Annotated in this window: 20 protein-coding genes; 1 reads left to right on the top strand and 19 read right to left on the bottom strand. The window is 46.8% G+C overall.

Annotation, left to right across the window (positions count from 1 at the left end):
* Positions 1-12: 12 nt before the first annotated feature.
* Both AC1DOV_RS29815 and nfsA read right to left on the bottom strand, forming a co-directional pair.
* Complete coding sequence (locus AC1DOV_RS29815) at positions 13-1,371, bottom strand: LLM class flavin-dependent oxidoreductase (protein WP_477510645.1); 1,359 nt, start codon at positions 1,369-1,371, stop codon at positions 13-15.
* Between the two features lie 404 nt (positions 1,372-1,775).
* Positions 1,776-2,528 (bottom strand): oxygen-insensitive NADPH nitroreductase, encoded by a 753-nt coding sequence (nfsA, locus tag AC1DOV_RS29810; RefSeq protein ID WP_477551784.1) that lies wholly within the window; start codon positions 2,526-2,528, stop codon positions 1,776-1,778.
* 287 nt (positions 2,529-2,815) lie between these two features.
* On the opposite strand from nfsA, the gene AC1DOV_RS29805 reads away from it, so the two are divergent.
* A complete protein-coding gene (locus tag AC1DOV_RS29805; protein WP_477551783.1) occupies positions 2,816-3,940 on the top strand; it encodes an NAD(P)-binding domain-containing protein in 1,125 nt (374 codons plus the stop codon).
* A gap of 136 nt (positions 3,941-4,076) precedes the next feature.
* On the opposite strand, the gene AC1DOV_RS29800 is transcribed toward AC1DOV_RS29805, so the two are convergent.
* The 17 genes from AC1DOV_RS29800 to AC1DOV_RS29720 form a co-directional block, all read right to left on the bottom strand.
* The gene (locus AC1DOV_RS29800) at positions 4,077-5,462 is read right to left on the bottom strand and encodes an ABC transporter substrate-binding protein (RefSeq protein ID WP_441883633.1); all 1,386 of its coding nucleotides are present in this window, start codon (positions 5,460-5,462) and stop codon (positions 4,077-4,079) included.
* 73 nt (positions 5,463-5,535) lie between these two features.
* Complete coding sequence (locus AC1DOV_RS29795) at positions 5,536-6,858, bottom strand: LLM class flavin-dependent oxidoreductase (protein ID WP_477551782.1); 1,323 nt, start codon at positions 6,856-6,858, stop codon at positions 5,536-5,538.
* A gap of 25 nt (positions 6,859-6,883) precedes the next feature.
* The gene (locus tag AC1DOV_RS29790; protein ID WP_477551781.1) at positions 6,884-8,254 is read right to left on the bottom strand and encodes an ABC transporter substrate-binding protein; all 1,371 of its coding nucleotides are present in this window, start codon (positions 8,252-8,254) and stop codon (positions 6,884-6,886) included.
* 28 nt (positions 8,255-8,282) lie between these two features.
* Complete coding sequence (locus AC1DOV_RS29785) at positions 8,283-9,599, bottom strand: LLM class flavin-dependent oxidoreductase (protein ID WP_477551780.1); 1,317 nt, start codon at positions 9,597-9,599, stop codon at positions 8,283-8,285.
* Positions 9,599-10,933: an LLM class flavin-dependent oxidoreductase gene (locus tag AC1DOV_RS29780; RefSeq protein ID WP_477551779.1), complete on the bottom strand. Its 1,335-nt coding sequence runs from the start codon at positions 10,931-10,933 to the stop codon at positions 9,599-9,601. Before AC1DOV_RS29780 ends, AC1DOV_RS29785 begins: the two co-directional genes overlap by 1 nt.
* Positions 10,934-11,130: 197 nt before the next feature.
* Positions 11,131-12,105 (bottom strand): carbohydrate ABC transporter permease, encoded by a 975-nt coding sequence (locus tag AC1DOV_RS29775; protein WP_339204716.1) that lies wholly within the window; start codon positions 12,103-12,105, stop codon positions 11,131-11,133.
* Between the two features lie 23 nt (positions 12,106-12,128).
* On the bottom strand, positions 12,129-12,995 hold the full coding sequence (locus AC1DOV_RS29770; protein ID WP_076269028.1) for a carbohydrate ABC transporter permease: 867 nt from the start codon (positions 12,993-12,995) through the stop codon (positions 12,129-12,131).
* Positions 12,992-15,262 carry a DUF5696 domain-containing protein gene (locus AC1DOV_RS29765; RefSeq protein WP_477551778.1) on the bottom strand — a complete coding sequence of 757 codons (2,271 nt, stop codon included), beginning with the start codon at positions 15,260-15,262 and terminating at the stop codon, positions 12,992-12,994. The genes AC1DOV_RS29770 and AC1DOV_RS29765 overlap by 4 nt, the downstream gene beginning before the upstream one ends.
* A complete protein-coding gene (locus tag AC1DOV_RS29760; protein WP_477551777.1) occupies positions 15,259-17,412 on the bottom strand; it encodes an SMP-30/gluconolactonase/LRE family protein in 2,154 nt (717 codons plus the stop codon). Before AC1DOV_RS29760 ends, AC1DOV_RS29765 begins: the two co-directional genes overlap by 4 nt.
* Positions 17,413-17,424: 12 nt before the next feature.
* Positions 17,425-18,228, bottom strand: coding sequence for a carbohydrate ABC transporter permease (locus AC1DOV_RS29755; protein ID WP_477510653.1), 804 nt, complete (start codon positions 18,226-18,228; stop codon positions 17,425-17,427).
* Between the two features lie 48 nt (positions 18,229-18,276).
* The gene (locus AC1DOV_RS29750; RefSeq protein WP_083682186.1) at positions 18,277-19,173 is read right to left on the bottom strand and encodes a carbohydrate ABC transporter permease; all 897 of its coding nucleotides are present in this window, start codon (positions 19,171-19,173) and stop codon (positions 18,277-18,279) included.
* Positions 19,163-22,117 carry an extracellular solute-binding protein gene (locus tag AC1DOV_RS29745; protein ID WP_477551776.1) on the bottom strand — a complete coding sequence of 985 codons (2,955 nt, stop codon included), beginning with the start codon at positions 22,115-22,117 and terminating at the stop codon, positions 19,163-19,165. The genes AC1DOV_RS29750 and AC1DOV_RS29745 overlap by 11 nt, the downstream gene beginning before the upstream one ends.
* 36 nt (positions 22,118-22,153) lie before the next feature.
* On the bottom strand, positions 22,154-23,263 hold the full coding sequence (locus AC1DOV_RS29740; protein ID WP_477510655.1) for an ABC transporter ATP-binding protein: 1,110 nt from the start codon (positions 23,261-23,263) through the stop codon (positions 22,154-22,156).
* Positions 23,264-23,361: 98 nt separating this feature from the next.
* Positions 23,362-24,330, bottom strand: a complete 969-nt coding sequence (locus tag AC1DOV_RS29735) for an aldo/keto reductase (RefSeq protein ID WP_477510656.1) — start codon at positions 24,328-24,330, stop codon at positions 23,362-23,364.
* A 96-nt stretch (positions 24,331-24,426) separates the two neighbouring features.
* On the bottom strand, positions 24,427-24,735 hold the full coding sequence (locus AC1DOV_RS29730; RefSeq protein ID WP_477510657.1) for a hypothetical protein: 309 nt from the start codon (positions 24,733-24,735) through the stop codon (positions 24,427-24,429).
* Between the two features lie 25 nt (positions 24,736-24,760).
* Complete coding sequence (locus AC1DOV_RS29725; protein WP_076269036.1) at positions 24,761-24,943, bottom strand: YezD family protein; 183 nt, start codon at positions 24,941-24,943, stop codon at positions 24,761-24,763.
* 102 nt (positions 24,944-25,045) lie between these two features.
* Positions 25,046-25,675, bottom strand: a complete 630-nt coding sequence (locus tag AC1DOV_RS29720; protein ID WP_477551775.1) for a nitroreductase family protein — start codon at positions 25,673-25,675, stop codon at positions 25,046-25,048.
* Positions 25,676-26,437: the final 762 nt, after the last annotated feature.

Below are 26,437 nucleotides of genomic sequence, written 5' to 3'. Positions count from 1 at the left end.
TCGTTATGGAAATCAGCCGTTTATCTTTTCTGCTTCCCTGCTTAAAGCCCATATCGCTTTATGTTTGTTTTCCGGCTTTTCCAGCCCTAAATTCTCGCGCAGCGTTTTGCCCTCATAGGACGTTCGGAAGAGTCCGCGATTTTGCAGCTCAGGAACGACCTTATCGACAAACGTCTCCAACCCGCTGTAATAAATATGCGGCAAAATATTAAAGCCGTCCGCGCCGTTATTTCTAATCCAGCTTTCAATGAAATCAGCCGTTTGCAGTACAGAACCCGTAAACGATACATGACCATGACCGGCTGCGCTTCGAGCAAGAAACTGCCGAATCGTCATTTTGTCTCGTACCGCGGCATCCACCACTACCTCCTGCCGGCTTGTAATTCCTGTCGTTATCGTTCCGTATGGCTTTGCTTTATCGACAGGAACAAGACTATCAAGCGGATATTCTGACAAATCGACTGTAAAATAGTTTGAAAGCCGCTTTAACGCTTGCTTCGTATTCAGCAATCCATTAAACTCGTCTTCGATATCGCGGGCTTCTGCTTCCGTATCAGCAACAATTGGACTAAGCCCTGGCATAATAAGCAGCTGATCCGGCGTCCTTCCATGCTTCTGCAATCTTCCCTTCACATCCGTATAAAACGCCTGGGCAGCACCTAATGTTTGCTGTGCCGTAAAAATAACATCCGCTGTTTTGGCTGCCAGCTCCTTGCCGTTTTCCGAGGAGCCCGCTTGCACTAGAACCGGATACCCCTGCGGTGGCCGAGGGATGTTAAGCGGTCCTTTTACCGTGTGATATTTGCCCTTAAAGTTAATTTCGTACACTTTGCTTTTGTCCAATGAGACATCTGCGGCTCTGTCATAGATCAGCGCATCCTCTTCCCAGCTATCCCAAAGCTGCTTCGTCACCTCAACAAATTCATCGCCAATTTCGTAGCGCTTTTGCACGTCTGGGTGCTCCGTCTTATTGAAGTTTTCAGCATCATCTTGCGAATGCCCCGTTACAATATTCCAAGCAGCCCGCCCTTTGCTGATATGATCCAGCGAAGCGAATTTCCGCGCTACATGGTAAGGATCGTTATAGGTTGTACTGACGGTTGCGATAAGCCCAACATGCTTAGTCAGCGCAGCAAGCCCAGAGAGAAGCGTAAATGGCTCCAGTCTCCTGCCAAGTCCGGAATAATTGTCGGCTGTAAACAAAGAATCAAACAGCCCTCTTTCCGCTATCTTTGCTATGTTCGCATAATACTCCAAATCCAAATCCTCCTTTGGATTCGAATCCGGGTGTTTCCACGCGGCAGAATGATGACCCGCTCCACGCAAAAACACGTTGAAATGCGCCTTCTTGTCCCGCTTTATCTCGCTCATTTGCCATCCCTCATTTTCGGTTCATTATGAAAACACTTTAAGTTCAATGTTGATTCTCAGGCTTCGTTTCTTCACCACACTTTTCAGTGCCACTTGAGTACTTAACAGGAATTTCTCCTGTTCATTCAGCGGAATTCGAAGAGAAAAGAGCGTTAACAGGAATTTCTCCTGTTAGTTTAAGCATTTTCCGATAAAACCGCTTATTTCCGCCCATTTAACAGGAACTTTTCCTGTTAAATGGAACCCATCTGATTAATTCGCAAAATTAACTGGCGTTTTTCCCGTTAGATTAATAAACAAGATAAGAATCCAAATAAAATGAGCCTAACTAATAAAAAAGAGACTTAGCTTATCGTCAGCTAAATCTCCGGTGGTCCGGTCGTATTATATTTTATTAAATGGGGTCATTTCAGCTTGAACCCTTGACCTACAAGGAAGTCATGCAAATGATCACGCAGCCGATCCGACTTAAACCTTCTTAACATTTCACGAGACCACCTTGTTTCCTGCTCTCCGCCTTTGCCTCCACCTTTGCGCGTAGCATAATACTCCCGAGTGATCGAATCGTAAGCAATAATTTCATCCTCCAACCCGCTCTGCTTATACGTTTCTTGATGATAGACAGCTGCGAGCGGCAATCTTGGACGAAGATCAGGCTCTTGATCAGGAACGCCTACGCACATGCCAAACACCGGATAAACAAGCTCAGGCAGTTCAAGCAATTTAGTTATTTCTTGAGGATTATTGCGAATTCCACCGATATAAACGATCCCATAACCAAGCGACTCCGCAGCGATTGCCGCATTTTGTGCAGCTAGTGTCGCGTCAATCGTTCCGAGCAGAAACAGCTCCACGTTCTGACGAAGCTCTACATCCTCATGCAGCCTTGCTGCCAATCTGACTTTATTTAGATCGGCACACCAGATGAGAAACACCGGACTTTCAACTATTTGCTGCTGATTGCCAGCAAGCTCCGCAAGCTTTCGTTTCCGCCCAGAGTCCTTTACAGCAATTACGCTGTAAGCTTGGATATTGGATGAGGTGGAGGCTGCTTGCCCTGCCAATATGATTTGTTCCAAATGATGCTCAGGAATGGGCGAGTCTTTATATTTGCGGATGGAGCGATGGTTTTTTAATAAAGCAATAACTTCGTTCATTGCTATACCTCCTCTACATGAATAAGTACTCTTGAAACAAAAAAACCGAAGACACAGATCAACTGTTGTCTCCGGTTTTCCGGTAGAACTATAATTCCGATTATTCAAACTGTTTTAGTGCGAAAAATGTACTGAAAATTTATCACGTAATAAATCTTTTGTCAATCATCATTGTTTATCACAATACGATCTATCGTACCTTTTAGAAAAAAGTGTATTGCAAAACATATTATTCTTAGTATAATACTCGGCATAAAATCAAAACAACTTAAATGGAGGTGAAATCTGTGGTTGATCTCATCATTATTGGCGCCGGCCCCTACGGAATTTCACTTGCTGCTCATGCAGCCGCAAGCAAAATGTCCTATGTTATTTTGGGCAAACCTATGTTTTTCTGGAAGGAGCAAATGCCGCAAAATATGTTCATTCGCACCCATCCCCGCTACATCAGTCTCTCCGATAAGGATGATGAATTCACCATCGAACGATTTAGCTGCGAAACCGGCATAGAACTGCAGCCCCCCTTTCCTCGTCCTCATTTTGTCGATTATGCCTTATGGTTTGCCAAACAAACCGACATCTCCTTCACTTCGGAGTACGTATCAGAGCTTCATTATTCATCCTCAGGCTTCAACGTGATCACTCACGAAGGTGAGCAATATCAAGCCAAGCATGTAGTCATAGCTACAGGTTTGCAGCATTATAGCTACATCCCTCCAGTACTAAGCTCGTTGCCGCCCCAGCTCATCTCCCACACCTTCGCTCATCGTGATTTTAAGCCCTACGCAAACAAGAAGGTAGCTGTTATCGGCAGCGGCCAAAGCGCTTGGGAAGCCGCCGCACTGCTTCATATGGCTGGAAGCGAGGTTGAGCTTTTGTTCCGGCGTGACGCCGTTCAGTATTCAAGCGAGGATAATGTCGAATCTGGCCAGAAGCTCATCGACTCCGCTGAACAGTTCTATCTACAGCCCGACCAGCTCAAGGCGGAGCGGCGAAATACACCGCGTCAAAGCAGTGTTGCTCCTTTCTTAAAGCCCTACGTAGAAGGGAAAGTGACGATGACTGGCGGCGCAGCCATTGCACATGCAGAAGCTACGATTGATGGCAAGGTGCTGCTTCAGCTTGGAAACAATGAAACTCGCCTCGTCGATCATGTTATTGCCGCTACCGGCTATCATATTAATCTTGACCAAGTTCCTTTTCTGCCGCCTTATGTATTGCAGCATATCGAGCGAGAGCCGCATTCTAATGCAAAATTCCCTCTGCTAAACGCTCAATTTGAAAGCAGCATACCTGGACTTTACTTTGCCGGCCCGCTAGCGACCTATACACATGGTCCCGCTTTCGGCTTCGTTGCTGGCTTGCGCCAAGCATGCCGATCCATTATTCCTCATATCCAGCAGCATACGTAATAAAAGCAGGGGCAAATGAATGAAACATTCACTTGCTCCTTCGCTTTCCTTCCTTATCCCATTCCAATCTGCTTAAATGAACAGCACAAAACAAAGGGGCCGCATTTTACGCTGCACCTTTGCTCTGGCTTCTAATCTACTTATCTCCTATTGTCGTTCGGAGTGTTTCAACGTCTTTATTGATGGCCTCCGTTGCTTTGCGAATTGCAGAGTTCACATCCAACCCGTTAATGGCTAAATCCTCAGCCGCCTCTGTCAATCTTGTCGTTATTTCCAGTTCGTAGGGATGAACGTAATGCTCCTGCAGCGGCTCGCCAATAAACACATTTTGCACCGTTTTACCCTGCAGCACTGGAATGTCCAGTCCATATTCCTTCTCCAGCTCTGGATTAATAACAGCTGGAACCCGGCCATTTCTAGATAAAATCCTCTGGCCCTCATCCGATAAAATTTCAGCAATGACTTGGAAAGCTTCATCCTTATGCTTGCTCTGGCTGTTCACCGAAAGCGAATGAATTTGCGCTTCCCTTGTTTTGCCCAGCTGGTCGCTAAAGTTTGGTGCCGGAGCAAAATCCCAATTAAACTCAACGCCCTGCTGACGCAGCTCCTCCAGTGGACCGATCATATTCGCCAGCCAAGTTACCCGCATGCCGATTATTTGATCCTTCATAAATTGATCGCGTCCCCAGTTCCATGTATGGTCTGGCGTTACGTAACCAGGAATTTCAAAGATGCGCTTATTAAGCTCAAACACGCGCAGCCAATCGGGCGTATCGAGTGCAGCATTTCCCGTGTCATGATCGACGTACGGCAGCCCCAGCCCTTTGGCTAGCCCCGTTAGGTTATCAACCGATAGACCGATATACTGCACGCCATTCTCCGTACGAGTCAGCTTTGCAGCAATATCCAGCACCTCATCCCAGGTCAGCTGTTTTTCTGTAGGATACGGAACACCAAACTTATCAAAAATATCTTTATTATAGTAGAGGATATGCTGATTGGAGTTAAACGGAATCGCATAGATTTCGCCTCCCTTGTCTTTCGTTATATCTTTGATGTAGTCATACAAAATCGGTTTGATCCGGCTCTCATCAAAATGATGGCGTTTAATAAGCTCTCTCAAATCCTCATAGGCGCCCGTTCGAATAATGCGCTGATGGGACGAAGAGGAGGAATAAATAATGTCTGGAACATGTGTGGAAAGCACTTCTTCATTTGTAGTTGTTGCCGCAGGCGTTATTCTTTCGATGGTTACATTTGGATATTTTTTCTTAATCGGGTCCGCGATGAGCGTATTAAATTCCACGTCTGGAAAAGTACCGCTCGTGCTGAAAAGGGTTAACGTGAGCGGCTCGTCGCCAAGCTTTTTGAAATCCGCTTCTTCCGCTACGGCTGCGTTCGTTTCTTGCTGCTTATTTGCATTGCTCCCAGCCTTATTGGCCGGTGTATTATCCTTACTGGCACAAGCCCCCAATAAAGCAAACAACATTAAAATAACTACGCCTATCGTAAGTTTTTTCATGATTAAACTCTCTCTCCTCTATCATGAGGTACAGCTGTGTCGTTTAATAGCCAACAAGCTCTCACCTAGTCTTTTAAAGTACAGCTTTGCTCTCATAACGAATATTCGCCGGCCGCTTCAATCCAAGCTGCTCTCGCAAGCTCGTTCCCGAATATTCCGTCCGAAACAATCCGCGATTTTGCAGCTCTGGAATCACCTTATCTACAAATTGCGTAAGGCCGCTCGGGAAAATCTGTGGCATAACATTGAACCCATCAGCAGCGCCGTTAACAAACCAATTTTCAATCACATCTGCAAGCTGAAGAGGTGTACCTGTAAACGTAAAATGCCCTCTCGCTCCTGCTAGTCGATTAATCAATTGCTTCAGCGTTAACTGCTCATGGCGAACGAGATCCAGTATGAGCTGATGCCTGCTTTTGTTGCCATTAACCTCATCCGTTTCACGCACACCCTCCAATGAAAGCAGCTCATCAAGCGGATACGCGGATAAATCAATGCCTAATCGCTCCGATAGCTGTTTAATTGCACCATCTCTATTTACATAATTGAATAATTCGCTCTCGATTTCACTTGCTTCCTCCACCGTGTCTGCCAATATCGGGCTAATACCCGGCAAAATCTTCAGCTGGTCAGCCTCTCTTCCATACTTCGGCAGTCTTGATTTTACATCCTTATAAAACTGCTGAGCACTTTCAATGCTTTGATGCGCGGTAAAAATAACTTCCGCTACCTTTGCCGCAAATTCCTTGCCGCTCTCCGAGGAACCCGCCTGCACCAGCACAGGATAACCCTGCGGCGGCCTTGCGATATTAAGAGGTCCCTTCACCGAATAATATTTTCCTTTAAAATCAATCGTATGGACTTTGTCCTTATGGACGCGAGTTCCTAACGTTTTATCATTAATGACCGCCTCATCCTCCCAGCTGTCCCACAGCTGCTTGGCGATTTCTACGAATTCATCTGCTTCCTCGTAACGCAGCGCATGATCGGGATGATCCTCCCTCCCGAAATTATGTGCGGCTGATCCAGCACCCGTAACGATGTTCCAGCCCGCTCTGCCTTTGCTTATGTGGTCTAGAGAGGCAAACTTCCGCGCCACATGAAAAGGTTCATTATACGTAGTGCCAACCGTAGCAATTAAACCGATATGCTTCGTCCTGCTTGCCAGCGCAGCCAGCTCCGTGAATGGCTCGAGCTTATTGGAGCGTCCGATATAGCCATCAGCCAGAAATACGGAATCCATTAGTCCTCTTTCAGCTGTCTGAACGATTTGCAGCACATGCTCGAAATCAAGGTTGCGGCTCGGCTCCGCCTCCGGGAGCCGCCATGAAGCTTCATGGTGGCCGGTCCCGAACAAAAAGGCGTTGAGATTTAATTTGCGCTCCGATTCTCCCATATTTAATCCCCTCTCCATCGTCTGCTTATTGACCGATCGTCGTTTTTAAAGTCTCTACATCTTTATTGATCGCATCCGTTGCTTTGCGTATAGCCGAGTTAACATCTAGACCATGGATGGCAAGATCCTCAGCTGCTTCGGTAAGCCGTATCGTAATGCTCGATTCATAAGGATGAATGAAATGCTCTTGAATGGGCTTCCCAATAAAAACATTCTGAACGGTTTTGCCTTGTAGAACCGGTATTTCTAAGCCATAATCCTTCTCCAGTTCCGGATTGATAATAGCTGGAACACGTCCGTTCTTAGCAATAATCCGCTGCCCCTCATCCGATAAAATTTCCGCGATCACTTGAAACGCCTCATCTTGATGCGGGCTTTGGCTGTTGATCGCAATAGAATGGATTTGCGCTTCTCTTGTATTGCCAAGCTGATCGCTGAAGTTTGGCGCCGGCGCAATATCCCAGTTGAACTCCACACCTTGTTGGCGCAGCTCCTCAAGCGGACCAACCATATTGGCAAGCCAAGAAACCCGAATGGCAATGTTTTGGTCCTTCATGAAATGGTCACGAGTCCAGTTCCATGTGCCGTCCTGCGCTACATAACCTGGTATTTCAAAAATCTTCTTCTGCAGCTCGAAGACACGAAGCCATTCCGGCGTATCGAGCGCAGCCTGCCCCGTCTCGCGGTTCAAGTAAGGAATGCCCAGCGATTTACCCAAACCAGTTAAATTATCTACAACAAGCCCGATATATTGAATGCCGTTTTCTGTTCTGGTCAGCTTCGTGCCAAGCTCGACCGCTTCGTCCCATGTCAACTGCTTCTCGGTTGGATAAGGAACGCCGAATTTATCAAAAATATCTTTGTTATAATACAAAACATGCTGATTGATATTGAAAGGAAGCGCGAGAACCGCATCTCCTTTGCCCTTCGTTATGTCCTTGATATAGTCGTAGCCAATCGGTTTGAGACGGCTCTCGTCAAAATGATGTTTTTTGATTAATTCTCTTAAATCCTGATATACACCCGTCCGAATAACGCGCTGCTGCACACTGCCAAATATAATGTCCGGCACATGTGTGGACAGCACTTCCTCCGGAGTTGTCGTCGCGGCTGGCGTAATTCGTTCAATAGTTACGTTCGGATACTTCGCATGAATGGGACCTGCAATCATCGCTTCGAATTCCACGTCCGTAAAGGTAGCGCCAGTGGAATAAAACGATAATTTTAGCGGCTCATCCCCAAGCTTCTTGAAATCCGCCGTTTCGGTCGCACTGTTCGTTGCCTCCTTCTTACCTGATGCATCATTCTGCTTTGCAGGTGCGTTATTGTCTCCCCCGCATGCGGAGATCGATGCTGCAAGAACAAATATGACGATAATAACCCCTAGTTTCTTCATCCTATATCCTCTCATTTCTATTATTTATTTATATTTGCTGAAGATGGCGCGTATTGGCAGGACGCTGTAGCCCTAAGCTGTCACGAAGCGTCTTGCCTTCATATTCGGTACGGAATAACCCACGGTTTTGCAGCTCTGGAATGACCTTGTCTACAAAGGTCTCAAGCCCTGTAGGAAAGAGCTGCGGCAACACGTTGAAGCCATCAGCCGCATGGTTTTTAAACCATTTTTCAATAAAATCCGCCGTTTGAAGCACAGACCCGGTAAACGTGATATGCCCATGTCCTCCATTGCTGCGATAAAGAAGCTGGCGAATCGTAAAGCTTTCTCTGCGCGCCGCATCGATAATAACCTCCTGCCTGCTGCGAATGCCGTTGAACTCCTCAGCAGGTTTTGCTTTACCCAGCGGCACCGGCGCATCGAGCGGATAATCATTCAAATTCACCGTGAATCGCTCCGATAAGCTATCAAGTGCACGCCTTGTATCTACAAAAGCATGCAGCTCCTCCTCGATCTCGCGCGCTTCCGCTTCCGTATCAGCCACAATCGGAGCGAGCCCTGGCAAAATAACGAGCCCATCAACGGTTCTCCCATACTTCGCTAAACGTGATTTCACATCGTAGTAGAAGGCACGGCCTGCATCGAACGTTTGCTGCGCCGTAAAAATAACCTCCGCCGTTTTCGCTGCCAGCTCCTTGCCTTGCTCGGAGGAGCCTGCTTGCACGAGCACCGGATATCCTTGCGGCGGACGCGGAATATTAAGCGGTCCCTTCACCGAATAGGTATGGCCTTTGAAGTTGATCTCGTGTACCTTATTTGCATCCAGCAATTTACCCGCTTTTTTATCGAAAATAAGGGCGTCGTCTTCCCAGCTGTCCCATAGCTGCTTCACCACTTCCACAAACTCCTCGCCCGTCTCGTAGCGCTGCGCATGCTCTGGATGTTCGTCTCTGCTGAAGTTATGGGCAGCTGAGCCCGCACCCGTCACAATATTCCAGCCAGCCCTGCCGCTGCTTATATGATCCAGCGAGGCGAACTGCCTTGCGACATGGAACGGATCGTTATATACGGTCCCGACTGTCGCAATCAAGCCGATATGCTCCGTTACAGAAGCAAGTGCTGCGAGCAGCGTGAACGGCTCCAGCTTGCTGCCGCCGCCTGCATATCCATCTGCTAAAAATACGGAATCCAGCTTGCCACGCTCAGCGATTCGAGCCAGCTGCCCTAAGTAATCAATATCCAGCTCCAAATCCGGACGCGCATCTGGATGCCGCCAAGCTCCCGCATGATGGCCTGTCGCTCTCAAAAAAACATTCAAATGAACCTTTCGACTCGCTTCACTCATTAGGAATGCACCTCTTCTTCCGTTTTTTTGGCCTGCCAGCTATTTGTAGGTCTCGCTAAACCTAGATTTCCGCGCAGCGTTTGCTCTTCATAGGATGTACGGAACAATCCGCGATTTTGCAGCTCAGGGATAACTTTATCGACAAAGCGCTCCAGCCCGCTTGGATACACCTGTGGCATCACATTAAAGCCATCGGCCGCCCCATTCTTGAACCACTTTTCAATGACATCAGCCAGCTGCAGCGGTGTACCCGTAAAAGTAAAATGCCCTCTTGCCCCTGCTAAGCGATTGATCAATTGCCTGAGCGTCGGCTGTTCGCGTTCTACTAAATCCAAAATAAGCTGGTGACGACTCTTCATGCCGCTTACCTGATCTGTCGTTTGTGCGCCATCCAGATTGACAAGGTCATCAAGTGAATGATTAGACAAATCAACGCCTAAGCGACCCGATAACCGCTTAATCGCCCCTTCATGATCGATAAGCGCAAACAGCTCATTTTCCAGATCCTGCGCCTCTGCCTCTGTATCCGCCAATATCGGACTAAGTCCAGGCAATATTTTCAGCTGATCCGTCGTCCTGCCATACTTCGCCAAACGTAACTTCACGTCTTTATAAAAAGCTGCTGCCTCCTCGAAGGTTAGTTGAGCAGTGAAAATAACCTCCGCCAGCTTAGCGGCAAATTCCTTGCCCGTCTCAGATGAGCCCGCTTGGACGAGTACAGGATAACCTTGCGGCGGCCGCGCGATATTTAGCGGTCCCTTTACTTTGAAATACTTCCCAGCATAATCAATCGTATGAACCTTGGCTTCGTCGATCAGGATGCCGCTGATCTTGTCATTTGGCAGCGCGTCATCCTCCCAGCTGTCCCACAGCTGCTTGACGATCTCTACAAATTCCTCCGCTGATTCATAACGATCATGATGCTCCGGATGCTGTTCCCTGCTGAACTGCTCTGCAGCAGGTCCCGCTCCCGTCACGATATTCCAGCCTGCACGACCCTTGCTAATATGGTCTAAGGATGCAAACTTCCTTGCGATATGAAACGGTTGATTATAGGTCGTTTCTACCGTTGCAATTAGACCGATATGTTTGGTTGCTGCTGCTAATGCTGACAGCATGGTGAACGGTTCAAGCGATCCCGATCCCGCCCAGTAGCCATCCGCCAGAAATACAGAATCGAGCAAGCCGCGTTCGGCAATTTGAGTCAGCTTCAAGTAATGCTTAATATCAACGCCTCGCTCCGGCTGCGTATCCGCATGCCGCCACGATGCTTCATGATGGCCTGATGCGGCCAGAAACGCATTAAGATTTAGTTTTCTCTCCGATCCACTCATCGCACGACTCCCCTTAAGTCATTTTCGAATTAATTACCGTTGTTCAATTCCCAAAAAAAATAGCCAGAGCTGCCCTAAGGCAATCTCCGGCTATCCGGTCGATTATTTCCAATTAAACAAATTGGTTTTATAAGTATTATAGTAAGTGCTAAGAATTTATCATCTCAACTTCGTAATGTCAATGTTTTTTTGATTTACTATTCTACCAATCCTGTCCGTTCAACCCCTTCAATGAACCACCGCTGAGCGAACAAATACACGACAAGCAGCGGCATAATAATTAGGAAAGAGGCCGCCATCTTGATCGCTTCGGCATAAACCGTAATCTCCCCTGCCCCTTCAGCCAGCTTCATCTCGCCAGCCATTCTTGCCAGCGTAATGGAGAGAGGTACGTTCTCCGCAGTAAACATAAAGAGTGACGGAAAGTAAAAATCATTCCAGTTCCAAACGAAGGAAAATAGTACGACCACAACGGTAGCCGACCTCGACAGCGGAAACATGACGCGAAAGAACAGGCGGAAAGGGCCTGCTCCGTCCATACGCGCAGCCTCATCCAGCTCTTTGGGCAGTGTGGAATAGAAGGATCGATAGATGATAACGAACATTGCTCCTTTCAATCCATGGCCAAATAGAGCGGGGACAACCATCGGCAAAAACGTGTTCAGCCAGCCGAACTCTTTAAAGAGCATGATCGATGGCAAAATCGTAATTTGCGGCGGCATAATAAACGTAAACAACAGCAGAGCTCCCCATACTTTTTTGAAGGGGAACTCCAGCCTTGCGAACGCATAACCGGCAATTGCACAGGAGAATACCTGCAGCACCGCTACGGAAGAAGCCAGCGAGACGCTGATGAGGAAACTCTTCGTGTAATTCAGCATTTCACTCGCCTGCTGCAGATGCCCCAAAAATATGGACCGCGGCACCCAAATAACGGTTGGGTCAAGAATGTTTCTCGCATCCTTAACCATCGTCGTCACCATGTATAGAATCGGCTTCATATAGATGAAGGCGACATTAATCAGAATAATATAAACAAACAGCTTGAAGAGAATGCCCTTATCAATTTCTGCTCCAAGCAGCCGATACCTGAGACCAATCAAGCTTCTTCGCAGCTTTTCATCGCTATATAGATTAGCCGCAATCTCATTTCCTTTTTTCACAATTTTCATGAACGCTCACCTCTCTTTCCCACTTATCGTTTTCCTGAAAGCGACTTATCCACTCGGCTGTATAGCAATAAGGTCAAGAGTACGAAGGTTAGGATGATTAAGAAATAGATCCATGCCAAAGCGCTGGAGCTGCCATAATTGCTCGTATTCACTCGGCTGACAATCGGATTGGATGGGAAGGTGAATAAATCGACTACCGTGTACATTAAGTTCAAGAAGATATAAGGGACAAGACCGGGCAGCGTTATTTTCCAAAATGTATTCCAAGGTCCCGAGCCGTCAATACGGGAAGCCTCGTACACAGATGCTGGCAGCGTCTGGCGTCCAGCAAGGAAAATAAGGATTTGCACGCCTGAATACCAAAGGACGAGAACAAATGAGCTCATGACCTTTTGAATCGGAGCCGCCCATGATCCCGGAACATATTCACGCAAATAATAGTCGATACGCAGCGTCTCCATAATGCTGAGAGAGCCTTCCCCCTGCGCAATAAACTCCTGCACAATCTGGCCAGAGGAGAAAATAACAGGCAAAAAGAAGATGACCCGAAACAGCGTTCTGCCTGGAAAACGCAAATTAAGCAAAATGGCGACAAACAGGGAAAAGACAAGAATGATCGGAATCATCATGGCAGACTCCCTTAGAAACGGGAACAGCTCCTCATAGAGCAAGCTTCCGTTCGCGATCAAAATTTCCCGGTAATGGCTGAGTCCAATAAACGTATAGTTGACGCTGCTCACCGTAATTTTCACCTGATGAAAGCTCATGTACAGCGAATAGCCGAGCGGGAACGCCACAAAAACGAGGAAGCCAAACACCCAAGGCGCGATAAACAGGGAGCCTTCGAGCTTCCTAACTGTCGTATTTTCCAGCTTGCGACTCCATCTCATGGCTTCGTTCCTCCTTTTATGACGACAAAGTCTTTTGCTGGAACGATAATGCCATTCTTGCTGTAATCGGTCTGATTATAATTGACGATAATGCGATAATCGCTGCCATACTCTGTTTCCTTCACATTTGGAGCGAGCGTACGATGTCCCGTAATAAACTGCTCCTGCACAGCTGCAAGCGCCTCATTGGTTTTGGCATATTCAGCACTTAAATGATCGATCCAATCCTTATAGTTCAAGCTGTAATACCAGTAGGAATAGGAATTTTTCAAATCAGCTGCCTTGTCGCCGCTAAGCACATAAGCAGGGTATGCCCCATATTCAATGCTGCGGAGCAGCTCATCATCAAACTCATCGCGCAAATTAGACCATTCCAGCGAATATGTGCGCAAGCCATGGAGAACGATTTGGGCAAAAGGAATCGCTTCACTGATGAAGACATCATACGAATAATCAGCGGTTAGGCGATGGATATGGTCGATTTGAGCTAGCGCATAGAAATTCACATTATTCGCCACAAGCGACCCGAGTGCTTCCTTGCTCTTGTTCAAAATGCTGCGCTGTACATCGACAACCTCTGCCCTGCTCGCCAAGTATCGGCTGTTGAAATCCGTATTGACCTGCTTGCCAATGCCATCCTCGAAATAGATGCCGTCTGCTCCCAAGCTCTTATAGCTGTTCAAATCGGCCGAGACCACCTTCTCATAAAACCTCGGGCTTACAAACTTCGCTGCATCCTGGTCCTCATTTCCCCTTTCCTCCAGCACCGTTCCTGCCAAATTGCGCAAGCCGTCGCGCCTCCACCAGAACCGATCATCGCCATTCGTATTGAGCGTATAATTCGCCGTCAAATAAACAGGAATATCCAAGGTATGAGCGAAGGAGATAAAGCTTTTCATCCCTTTGTTTCCACCTAAGCGCTTATCTACAGGAAAGTAGCCGCCATGCGTGCTGTAACCGTCCTGCTGCCACCCTGAGAATTGAATTTGCAGATGCTGAATGCCGCTGTCATAAATCGAACGAACAAGCTCGGTCGCCTCTTCTGTCGTAGTCGCTTTTAAATATGAATCTGCAAAAAGCCCCTTCTCGATGTCTGCGCCTACAATATCTACAAACAGCGGAATGTCTTTTTTGTTTGTTTCCAGCGGTTTTACACCCTGCTCTTGAATCAAATAATTGCGATAAACCTCCGCCATGCCAGCATAATCGCTTTTATTAGGGAGCAGTGGATAATAACGCGTTGCGCGAGCTTTCGTTATAAACTTATCGCCGCTGTATGTATAGAAGCCTTCACCCGTGCTCTTGCTTACACTTTGGAAAAACTTTTTCCGATACTGCCATTCGGTCGTCACCCAGTTCGAGCGGCCCACCGCGCCTGACGGCGCTGCATAAACATTCGCGAACGACTCCCCTTCGGAGATGATCGCAACAAACGCCTGATCCCCTGACTTTAAGCCGAATACAGGCATCGTAATCCCCTGTCTGCCTGTATTTTCGTTGTAATAGGATAGATCCTGCCCATAAACACTCTCATTGTAGGTCAACTGCTGCATCAAGCGATCTGCCTCAAAATGGATCAACGAGCCGGAGCCGTCCGGCAGCAAAAGGTAACCCTCTTGGCCAGCAGACGGCTGAGCCCCAAACAAAGGGTAAAGCTTAATATTCAATAAGCTTAAAGCGCCTTCGACGATTCCCTCATCCAAAATTCTCGTCTCTACATAGTCCTTGTGCAGACGCACCTCAATCGGAATTTTCAACTGCACCTTCGGCAGCGCGAAGGTGACCGAAAATCCATTTTCCGCAGCCTGGAAGTTTTCCAAGTAACCTTGGTTCTCGATTAATCCGGCAGTTACAGAAGAGGATTTGTAGTTTTTAGCATTTACGTATTCAATGATGACGGGAGAAGTTAAATTATTTTTCCACGTATTCGGTACCGTTTCTTCCTCCCAATACTTCGGCTCTGGATAGGAACGCCATATCTTCCCTGTTGCTTTATTGATTACTTGGAAGTGAGCTGATTCCTTATCTACAAGCAACAGTAATTGGTCTGATTCTGCGATTTGCTCAAAATTTGCTTCAACTGGCAATCCCGCTTTATAGGGAACAGTGCCTTTCGTTTCAAATGGATTTGCAGCAACTACGGCCACGTCGGCGGGTTTACCCCATAACCCGACCGCCACAAGAGCAAACCATCCTATACCGGTCAGCAAAACAGCTAAGAGCAGCAGCTTCATAACGAGCTTTATGTTTATTTTGCGTACAGTCATCGGATGATCACCTCCTGATATAAGGAATTAATAAAGTTGACCAATTCTATGCTTAGGCTAATCAAGATGAAAATAAGAATGACGATTATCGCAAGCGCAAGCAACGATAAGAGGATAATAAAAATAGCTTCGATGAAGGTATAGTTGTGTATGCCTTGCACCATCCATATGAACAGGAATACTACCCATAAAACGATAAACAGCTTCAAAAACTTAAAGATCGCCAGCTCGTTTAAGGTCAGTACATTCGAGAGTAGAGTTACAGGTATACCGATGAGAATAATCGGAAATAAGGCATAGCAGCTGCCATAAAATACGTCTCGGAACCGTCCCTCACCTCTAAGAAGCGAGCTGATTAAATAGTTGGAGACGACAAAGCCGAGCCAAATTCCGATAAATTGAATCGTAATGGGAAACAAATCAATACCGACATGCACAGCAGGGTTAAAGACAAAGCTTGTGCCCGCCTGCATATATCCGTACGATGCTAATGCAAATACAAGTATCAGTATGCTGCTTAACCATCCTGCTTTGTTTTCGTACCGAATAGCATAGAAGCCGTCTACAGGATGTTTTATTAAATAGAACATATGCTGCAGCTGTTCAAGTATCGGATGCCTAGCACTGCGTTTAGCTGATGGTTTGCCTTTTAAGCGAAGCTTTTTGGATAAAACATTCCAGAGAAGATACACGATGCCAAGCACGAGCGCCACATTCATGAGGACGCCAAAGTGCTTCTGGAACCACGTCAACCGATTTTGCCAAAAGGATTCTGAATAGCCGCCTACTACGCCTGCCTGATAAAACAGCTGCTCCGATCTTGCGTACTCCTCTTTTTTGTAAGCGGCCTTCGCCAAACCGATCAGTGCCGGTGTATATTGTGCATTTAAACGATGAACCTCGCTCCAGAGCGGCTCGCTTTGCTCGTATCTGCCTTCCTGCGTTAATTGATTCGCTTCGTGGACGAGATGGCCGAACTCAGACAGCCGCAGCACTTGAATGAAATTATTGACGCTGTCCAGCACGAGCAGCTCACCCTTGGAATTGCTCGCAATAGCTGCTGGCGCTTTGACGATTCCTGTCTTGGACGTAGCGGTAATGACATCCCCGCCCCAGAAAAACAACAGATTGCCATTCGAATCATATTGACTAATCATATTGCCTACAGAGTCGATCACAGTAAAGTTGCCGGCAGCATCCACCGTAATATCATTGAGCTGGGGACTTACACTTTGCTTCGTTCTGTGAAATACCTCTCCGTAAGAACGCACCGGCTGCAGGGCAGCAAATTCACCTTTGCCTACCAGCTGGTCGAGACCCGCGATGTTGAGCTTCTTCACCTGATCCGCGCTAATTTCCTTCGTCACCGTATAAATAAATCCGTTTTTGTCTATCGTTGAGTTGGCGATAGCTCCAGGCAGCTTCTTAAGCTCCCTTTGATACATTTCCCGCGTATATACAAATCGCTTAAATGCATCAAACAAAGAGAAGCTTACGCGATTCGGCCCAAAAAAACTAATGAAATTGCCCTCTGGATCAAGCTGCACCAAGCCTTGAAAAGCGCCAAGCGTCGTTACATAAATAAAGCCGCGCTTATCTACAATGAGGTTAACCGGATCATACTTGAAAGCCGGCGGCAAATAGCTGGACTCCGGACGGCCAAATGCTTTTAGCAGCTTGCCTTCTTGATCGAGCCTTACAACCCGGTTGTTGCCCGTATCTGCAACGTAAATCTCTCCAGCCTCATCGACATAAATGCCGCTTGGCTTCTTGAGGGGGCTTTCTGTTACTTTGATTTCACGAATATATTGGCCTTGCTCATCCAAGTGTACGATTCGATTATTGCCCGTGTCTGCGATGTAAATATGATCCTTATCATCCACAAATAGATCCTTGGGCTGATTAAGCTGCAGCTTTGTTTTCCCTTCGGCTCCCGCAGCTTGGTTTGCTTCCGTAATCTCAACATCCGTGCCAATAATGCCAGCAGGAATGTAAGCCGCTTGCGTCTTCACCAGCTGTCCGAATCCATCCTTATAGTAGGTTTCGTACGGTAACTGCGAGGCTGTGGCCGGTGAGATGGGCCAAGCTATGTAAATCGCCGTAATCAGGATTATAATGATCGGACGAATCCGCAGCCTCCTGTTCTTCAAACGATTTCCCCCTTATTTAATACCGGAATGCGCCATTGTCGAAATGACCTTGCTTTGCAAAATAACAAAGAAAATTAAATTCGGAACGAGCATAATAAGCGCTGCTACAGCAGCGGCGCCTTGACGTGCCACATTGTTCGCCAAGTTATTGGTCAATGTCGATAGGAAAAACGGAAAGTTTTTCATTTCATCGTCCTGCATGAACAGCATCGATGTCTCCACGTTGCCCCAAGAGTTCTGAAAGGAGAGTATCGCAACGGTTGCGATGGCCGGCATACACATCGGAATGACGATACGAGCAAATACGATAAATTCGTTTGCCCCGTCTATTCGTGCAGCCTCCAGCAGTGAATCAGGAATCTGATCCACGAATTGCTTGAGCAGGAACACGCCCACCGGCAAAGCAAGTACGGGCAGCAAATGCCCCCAATACGTATTCATAATGCCAAGGTGGCTGACGACCAAATACCTCGGAATTTGAATAACCTCCGGCGTAAACATCAGCATTAGAATAATCGTAGCAAAGATGAATGCGCGGCCCGGAAAAGGATGTTTTGACAACGGATAAGCGCAAAGCGCACTCACAGTCGTCACGCCAACAACACTCGCAGCCGAAATGAACAAACTATTGAACAAATAGCGCGATACCGGAACGATTGAATTGGACGTTACCCAAAAGAGCTCAACAAAGTTCTGAATGTTCGGCTCCTTCACAAAGAAGGTCGGCGGATAGACGAACAATTCATGATAAGGCTTGAAGGCATGATTAAAAATATAAATGATCGGCAGGATCATGATGACGGATATGATAAGCATGAACAGATTAAAGCTTATTTTTATACCAAGGCTTGATTGTTTCAGCTGTTACTCCTCCTTCGTACCGAACAATCCCCAGCTGAGCTTGTTCGCGAAATACATAAATATAAGAAGAAACACCGAAACCGTCGCCGCATAACCCATTTCAAAACGGATGAGACCATAATCGTTAATATGGTTCACGATCAAATGCCCGGCATATTCGGGCGTCGGGTTTTGACCGGATAGCTCAACACCAATTGATCCGGTCTTAAAGGTCGTAACAATCGCCATTACGGCGCCAAACAGCATTTGCGGCTTCATGGACGGAATCGTAATATACCATAGCTCCTGTATGTTGTTTCTGATGCCGTCGATTCTTCCTGCCTCATAAAGTATCGTATCCACGTTAAGAATACCCGCCAGCATTGCTAGGAAGCCTACACCCATGCTCGACCACAATGTGACGACGATCATCGAGTTCATAAGAAACTCTGGACTGGTCACCCATAACTTTGGCACGTCGATAAGGCCTGCTTTTAATAGAAAGCTGTTCAAATAGCCAATGCGATCGCCCGACAGCAAGGGAAGCCAGATAATCGTCATCGCTATGCCAACGGTAAGCGATGGCGTATACATCGCAAGCGCCACCCACTTGCGAACGCCGCCGCGCAGCCGTGAAATAAGCCATGCGAGCAGGAAGGCGGCAGCATAACCGCCGGGACCAACAATGACAGCAAACTTAAATGTATTGGGCAGCGCATATTTTAGGAACAGCAGATCCTGCGCGATCAAATACTGAAAGTTGCTCCAGCCAATAAAGCGAGGAGGCTCAATCCCGTTGTAATAGGTAAAGCTTAAGCCTACCGCGGCAAGAATCGGAATAACGATAAACAGAGCGAAGCATATCAGAAACGGCGCGATAAACAAATACGAAATACGATACGACCATAATCTACTCCACATAACGATCAATCCCTTCCCAAGGCTGATCGACAATAGGAATGTCCAGCTTATTCACCTGTTCGCCTCGCTCATTGATGTAGCCAAATTCCTGCTGCTTCCTTAGAAGCTCGCGGTTAATGTCCCGAACGGCTTGCTCCAAGGAGGACATATAATTCGCTGTTCCAACAACGGATCGATTCCATGCATTATGAATCTCGCGTTCCAAGAAATATCCGCCGGGCACATTCGGAATATCCTTATACCATTTCCACTGGTTCAAAATAATTTCAGCATCCTCCTTTTTCCACGGCAGATGCGTGAAGGCTTCCACGTTGGACGTATTCCAGCGGAAAGCGACGCCATTGACCGCTTCCAAATCAGAGCCATATTGCTCCTGCACCTCAGCTGACAACCACCACTTTAGGAATTGCCATGACTCTGCTTTTTTATTGGACTTGTCAAAAATGACACCCGTACGCTGCCCCCCGCCAGCCCAGCGGCTTATCGATCCGTCCGCCTGCTTCGTACCGGGAATAAGCGCGATGCCCCAGCGTCCATTCAGCTCAGGCGCAGCAGCCGAAAGCTGCACATACATGTTGTAATCCGATATGCCGATTGGCATCGTTCCGCTGCGGAAATGCTGATAGAAGCTCGGCACCTCCCGCTCCACAGCGTATGTATTAAATAGATCCGTCCATTGCTTGAAAGCACGATAAGCCTCTGGACCATCGAGACCTGATTTCACACCGCCGGGTTCATAAAACTCGACGCCATTTTGATAGAAGAAATGCGTAAACTCCTTCGGATTTACGTAGAAGTTCATAAAGTTTTGCTGCAGCGTAGGCAATAGCTGATATACGTCCTCCCATGTCTCGGGAATTTCAGCTCCAATACGCTTCAAAATATCCTTGCGGTAATAGAGAACTTGAAACGACTGCGTTTCCGGCACGCCATAATAACCGCCATCGTAGTGCAGCGGCAGCCACGATCCCGGACTAAACTTCGGATACAACTGATCAAAATCTTCAAACTTGCTTAAATCCTGCAGCGTACCGCGAATGGCATAATCGACTGGCAAATCCTGCGTCAAGCCAAGGGCAATATCCGGCTGCACGCCAGCTGCATTAGACATAAGCAAAAGCTCAGCATTTGGAAGCAGGTTCACCTTTACCTCAATGCCTGTTTCTGGCGTGAACGACTCATCAGCAAGCTGCTGCAGCTGATCCACATAATCCCTGCCGCGCTGAACCCAAATGTTCAGCTTCTTGTCGTCCAAATCGTTAAGGCTGTCCCTCGCATCGAAAGAGTAAATAAAGTTTTGAGCGCTGCCCCATAGCCGGCCAAAAAAACCAGCTTCCATTTTCGGAGCATCCGTCTTCTCGGGAATAATATAAACCTCATCCAGCTGCAGCGATTGCTTGAGCAGTGTATCGATAAAAGTACCGAATTTCTCTCTCATCGAAGAAATCTCTTCGACCTGATAAGGAATTTCTTCAGGCTTCTTAAGCAATGCTCGCAAATCCTTTGCTGATGTATCGAGTCCTTGACTGATTGAATCCTTGTTGCCATTTGCTTTAACTACCCGCTTCGACAGTGACTCCATGACATCCGCTGCCAGCGCCATCTTGTCAGTCATCCCTGGGAAGTCCTGCTCCATGTTCCACGTACGATTGCGGTCAATGGTCTTCTTCGAGCTCGAGCCTGTAATCGTACGCAAATCCCAGTCAATCGCATCCAAATGAGCGATCAGCTTCTCGACATCCACAACGATAGACTTAATAGGCGATTGTGTGACGGCTAGCGACAACGTATGTTTGCCCTTCTCTAGATTAAGCAAATACGGATTCTTTTTTTCGTCCTGCAAAATCATTCCGTTCCAACCAGTAGAATAAGGAAAGCCATACGCTAAAAATTGCGTAAACGGTACCTCTCCATCCACTCGAACGACCCGGTAGGAGGTTTTCTGAGCTATCGTATTTTGCAGAGCGCGAAAGCCTATTTTGTACAAGCCGCTCTCCGGCACCTCAAACGACCATGAGATTTCCTGGTTTTGTTCAAGCCAGCGCGGACCGCCGACCGTATTGTAAATAATTCTTCCCGTATACCGCGGCAGCGTGCGTGAGTTTTTATCCGAAAATAGCTTTATTGCCGTATCATTTTTGCTCGTAAAATCCTCCGCTTGAATCGTCAATACATCGCCCGCAAGAGAAGGCGTATCGGAATACGCAGCCTTAACTTCAGCATAATCAGGTATTTGCTTGCTCGGAACAAGCTTAATTCGCTCAAGCACAACGGGGTCAAACCCTTGCAATCGAATGGTATGCGTTCCTTGTTCGAAATGCCATTGCAAAGGCTGCGCATATGCCCCTCCTGAATCCGTTAACGGCTTCTCGCTCCAGCCCGACACATCAATCGAACGAGGACGAATTTCATCGCCGTCTGAGTTCTTCAGAATAGGGCGCACATCCTCCCATGTCCGATATAAGGATATGGAAGAGGCTTCCCTAAACGGCCTTTGGCCATCTATCGTTACCTCCCACCCGATCGGTCCCTTTCTTCCATCCTTCAGAGGGTTATAAGATACGTGGATTTCATACAGCGCACTCTCTGCAACGTCAACTTGATATTCAACCCATCCTGTGTTCCTTGTATTCCAAATCAGTATGTTTGATTTACCGTCATAATCGCCTGCTTTGATCTCCTCTTCATTCGATACACGAGATGGCTTCGCTGCATCCAGCTGAATTGAAGTTGTTGCATTGCTCAGGCCCTTCTCCTGCCATGCTGCCAGCGCATCGCTAAAATAAGGATCAACCTCATAATTAAATGTAGTTACGAGCTTGTCATATTGGACCGTATCGGTTTTGTCTCCAGATTCTGAGTTTACTGCCGCTCCAGCATTAAGCAGCCATGCTGCAATGACAATACTGGCACCATAGACAAGCCATTTCCGTTTCTTATTCATAAAGGTTAAGCCGCCTCCCTCCTTCGCAAATACCGATCATTCTGTAAATCTTTCACCCGTATCCTTATGAAAGAAATGAGCCTTCGATATATCAAGCTCTACTTTCACTTTCTCATTTTCAGCAAAACGATTATCGGGATCGACGCGTGCAATGAGCAGCTTCTCCTGTCCGATGTCTAAATAAAGAAAACGATCAGCGCCCATAAGTTCATTGTCCTTATAGGTTCCGGTAATGATCGTCTCCGAGAACAAGCCTTCCAGCTTCACATTTTCCGGCCTTATACCTAATATCACCGATTTGTTTAGTTGGTTATTTTTGCGTAAAATATCCTCCATCACTTCATTTAACTTCAGTTGAAAACGATTCGTATGAAACTCTAATCGCCCCTGCGGATTTTCCTGCACGCGTCCATGAATGAAATTGATTTGAGGAGAACCTATGAAGCTCGCAACAAACGTATTCGAAGGTTTGGAGTAGATCAGCTCCGGCGTATCACATTGTTGAATGAGTCCGCCCTTCATCACGACAATACGGTCCGCCATCGTCATCGCTTCGACCTGATCATGGGTAACGAATATAAAGGTTGTGCCTAATTTTTTGTGCAGCTTCGTTATTTCCATACGCATTGTTACTCTAAGCTTGGCATCTAAGTTAGACAACGGCTCATCCATCAAAAACAGCTTCGGGTCACGCACGATAGCTCTGCCAAGCGCCACCCGCTGGCGCTGACCGCCCGACAGCTCCTTTGGCTTGCGATTTAAATACGGCTCAATCTCCAGAATTCGGCTAGCATTTTTTACCGCCAAATCGATCTCATGCTTAGGAAGCTTGCGCATCCTCAGTCCAAACGCAATATTCTCATATACACTTAGATTGGGGTAGAGGGCATAGTTCTGAAAAACCATCGAAATATCACGGTCCTTCGGAGGTAGCTTATTGACGAGCTGCTCTCCAATATAAATTTCGCCTTCGGAGATCTCTTCAAGCCCGGCAATCATTCTTAATGTCGTCGATTTGCCGCAGCCGGAAGGACCGACGAATACGATAAATTCCTTATCTTTAATTTCCAGCTGGAAATCCTGCACAACCGCGTGTTTGTCTTTGCCATATCTTTTGTATAGATGATTAATCGTTACTCCCGCCATGCTTACCGCCTCCCATCCGAACTTGATAAAAAAATGAGGATATCACACACTGCTCTGATATCCTCCATTTATACGGTAGAATGTATTCCATTATAGAATTAGCTCGGAATGGCTTCTTTTGCCGACTCCAAATTGGAGGTTGCTTCATCAGCCTTCGCCAGTTCCTCAGCGCTTAGTTTAACATCCCAGCTTTTTGCAGCTTCCGTAATATGCTCAAGCTTTGAAGCGCCTAGAATTGCCGAAGTAATGCCAGGACGACTCAGTACCCAAGACAATGCGTATTGCGCTTGAGTAAGGCCCTTTTCTTCCGCCAAAGGTCTAATCGCCTCAGCAACTGGAATTGCATTTTTCTTCAAAAGCTCCTCCAGCCTTTGCTCGCCTGCCGCAAGCCGTGATCCTTCAGGCGGCGCTTCTCCAACCCTATACTTGCCAGAGAGTATTCCTCTGCCAAGCGGACTATAAACGATAACGCCTACTTGCTCCGATTGCACAAAAGGTATAATTTCCTTCTCAATTTCACGCGAGATGATGCTGTATTCCGGTTGGAGACTTTCGAAGCGATGCAGGCTATGCAGCGCGCTTATACCGTGAGCCTTCGCAAGCTGCCATGCAGCAAAATTAGAAGCGCCTATGTATCTTACTTTCCCTTGACGCACCAGATCATCTAAAGCTCGAAGCGTTTCTTCAAGAGGGGTATTAGGATCAAATCGATGTACCTGATACAGATCCAAATAATCGGTTTTCAACCGTTTCAAGCTGTCTTCAACAGCCTTGTAAATATGATAGCGGCTTTGCCCCGAATCATTTACCCCTTCGCCTACGCGGCCATGAACTTTGGTTGCCAGCACAATTTGGTGACGTCTTTCTTTTAACAAATTGCCCAGTATACGTTCCGACTCACCTTCCCCGTATACATTAGCAGTGTCCACGAGGTTAATGCCATGATCCAGCGCGGCATCCAAAATTCCAGCAGATGCCTCCTCATCAATCCATCTTCCAAACGCCATCGTACCTAAGCTCACCTCAGATACTTTTAGTCCTGTTCTTCCCAATTTACGATATTCCATGTTCGTTATCCTCCTCAAATTTTGTACAAAAAAAAACCGGAGACAGGTTTTGCATTTGCAAAATGTCTCCGGTTTTCCGGTCGAATATATTCATTATTAGTATGCGGCCAAGGCTCTTATTACCGGAACTTCGTGTTCAGCAGCAAATTGGCTAAGCTGAGCGACCAAATTTCCTTTGCCAAAAGATAAATACTTACGGCCTTCTTCCGCCTGCAGCTTGATCATGTGATCTAGAAACTGAATAATCATCTTCCGCCGGCCTTTAATTCCAGCATAACCGTTGTCATACAGCCATTGATCAATGGTATTGTAGACACCACGGTTCAGCCGATACATTTGCAAGCAGTAATGATGAAAGGCAAGATCCGGCCATTCATATAAACTGGAGCTCCTATCGTTCTTCATACGCATCCTCTCCACTTATAAACGGTTATCTTTGCTTGCGAGCAGCAGATGGCAGCTTCTCCACCTCGTAACGGCTGCGCTCCGTCCGATCAATTTGTACAATTTGACCATTATGAATCGTAATTTGAACGATGCCATATTGAACGCCTGCCAATTGATCCTGTATTCGCTTCAACCATTCATCAGCAACCTCAACCGTTCTGGACATATTCAACATCCTCTCCAAATTTATGAGTGTTTTCAAACTAAATGTATAAGTGCCATCAAACCAAATGCATGGTCACACGGGTTTCCAGAAAGCATTTGCCGTTTAATCTACCTTAATCTCCAATAGACTCTCAGCCAAGGGACGACGCCCATTCGGAATTTCTTTATCGCGAAACTTTTCATCGAGCGTATCAAGTCCTCCACGATGACCGAGTGCGATGACGGCATGCAGTGCAATATGTTCAGGTACTTCTAAAATCTTGCGTGCTTCCGCTCGGTCAAATCCTCCAACGGCACGAGTCGATAGACCAAGCAGCCTTGCTTGCAGCGCCAAAGTTGCCCAAGCAGCTCCTGTATCGAAAGCATGCGACACATTCGGATTGCCATCTTGCTTAACCGCTTCAGAAGCTAGAAGCAGCAGCACGGGTGCGTGGTCTGTCCACAAGCGGTTGCCAGGCACGATGAACTTGCGGAACTGCTCATGCTCGGCTTCTTCCCTTGCCACGTAAAATCTCCATGGCTGCAAATTGCTGGACGATGGCGCCCACCTTGCAGCTTCCAAAACCGTATAAAGCTCTTCATCGCTCACAAGCTGCTCCGAGTAGGATCGTGGCGACCATCGATTCAGAATAAGCGGGTGTACAGGATAATCAGGGCTTCTTGCATCGGCAACCTCTTTACTGTATTGCTGCTCAAGTGACTGAGCATTAGCTCCAAAACCAACATGACTCACTATCCCCATCTCCTCTTCCTTTGAATAAAAAGAAGGCGCACGACAACCGATTCGGCATTCGGTTGGCATGCGCCTCCAGTTTTCTAGCGAGCGCGACTTGCAATCAAATATAGCGAAACCATTGCCATGAATGACGATGCAAGTGTCATTATTCATTTCCGACTAATTCAATAGGATAAATTAAATTTAACATGATGTTTTCCATCCGTCAACACTTATCCGTCTAATTTCCACGACTCTTTTTTACAAATTGGCGCCACGCTTTCGCTGCTGCCAAAGTCAAGCTTGCTTCGCCACTCGTTACTAAGCTCCCTACGCCAACTGAAAATTTTCACACTGAATTCACTAATTTATTACCTAAATCCTTATACTGACTGGATTCTTCGTATGAATTTTCCCATGATACGAAACTCCCTATACTAACTCGATTCTTCACACGGGATTTCCCCTCAATTGGTACGAGAAATCCCTACGCTAACTCAATTTTTTACGCGCGATTCACGCAAATGTTACCCAAACCCTTTACTAAATCCATTTTTCACACGTAAATCCCTTCAATTGTTACGAGAATCCCTACGCTAACGGGAATTTCCCCTGTTAATTCATCAAAAAGAGTTGAGTCCATATAATTGTGTAAAATGAAGAACTTCATAAAAAGTAAGCCATGAAGTAAATACTCATCTAGAAGAAGTTGCCTAGACCATTCCAGAGGGGAGTATTTATTCATGGCTCAATATCAGGTTACACTAGATCACCAATTAA

The sequence above is a fragment of the Paenibacillus sp. 01T47 genome, assembly GCF_056398245.1.
Note: the sequence above shows the minus strand (reverse complement) of the source record. Positions and strands in the feature narration are given on the sequence as shown.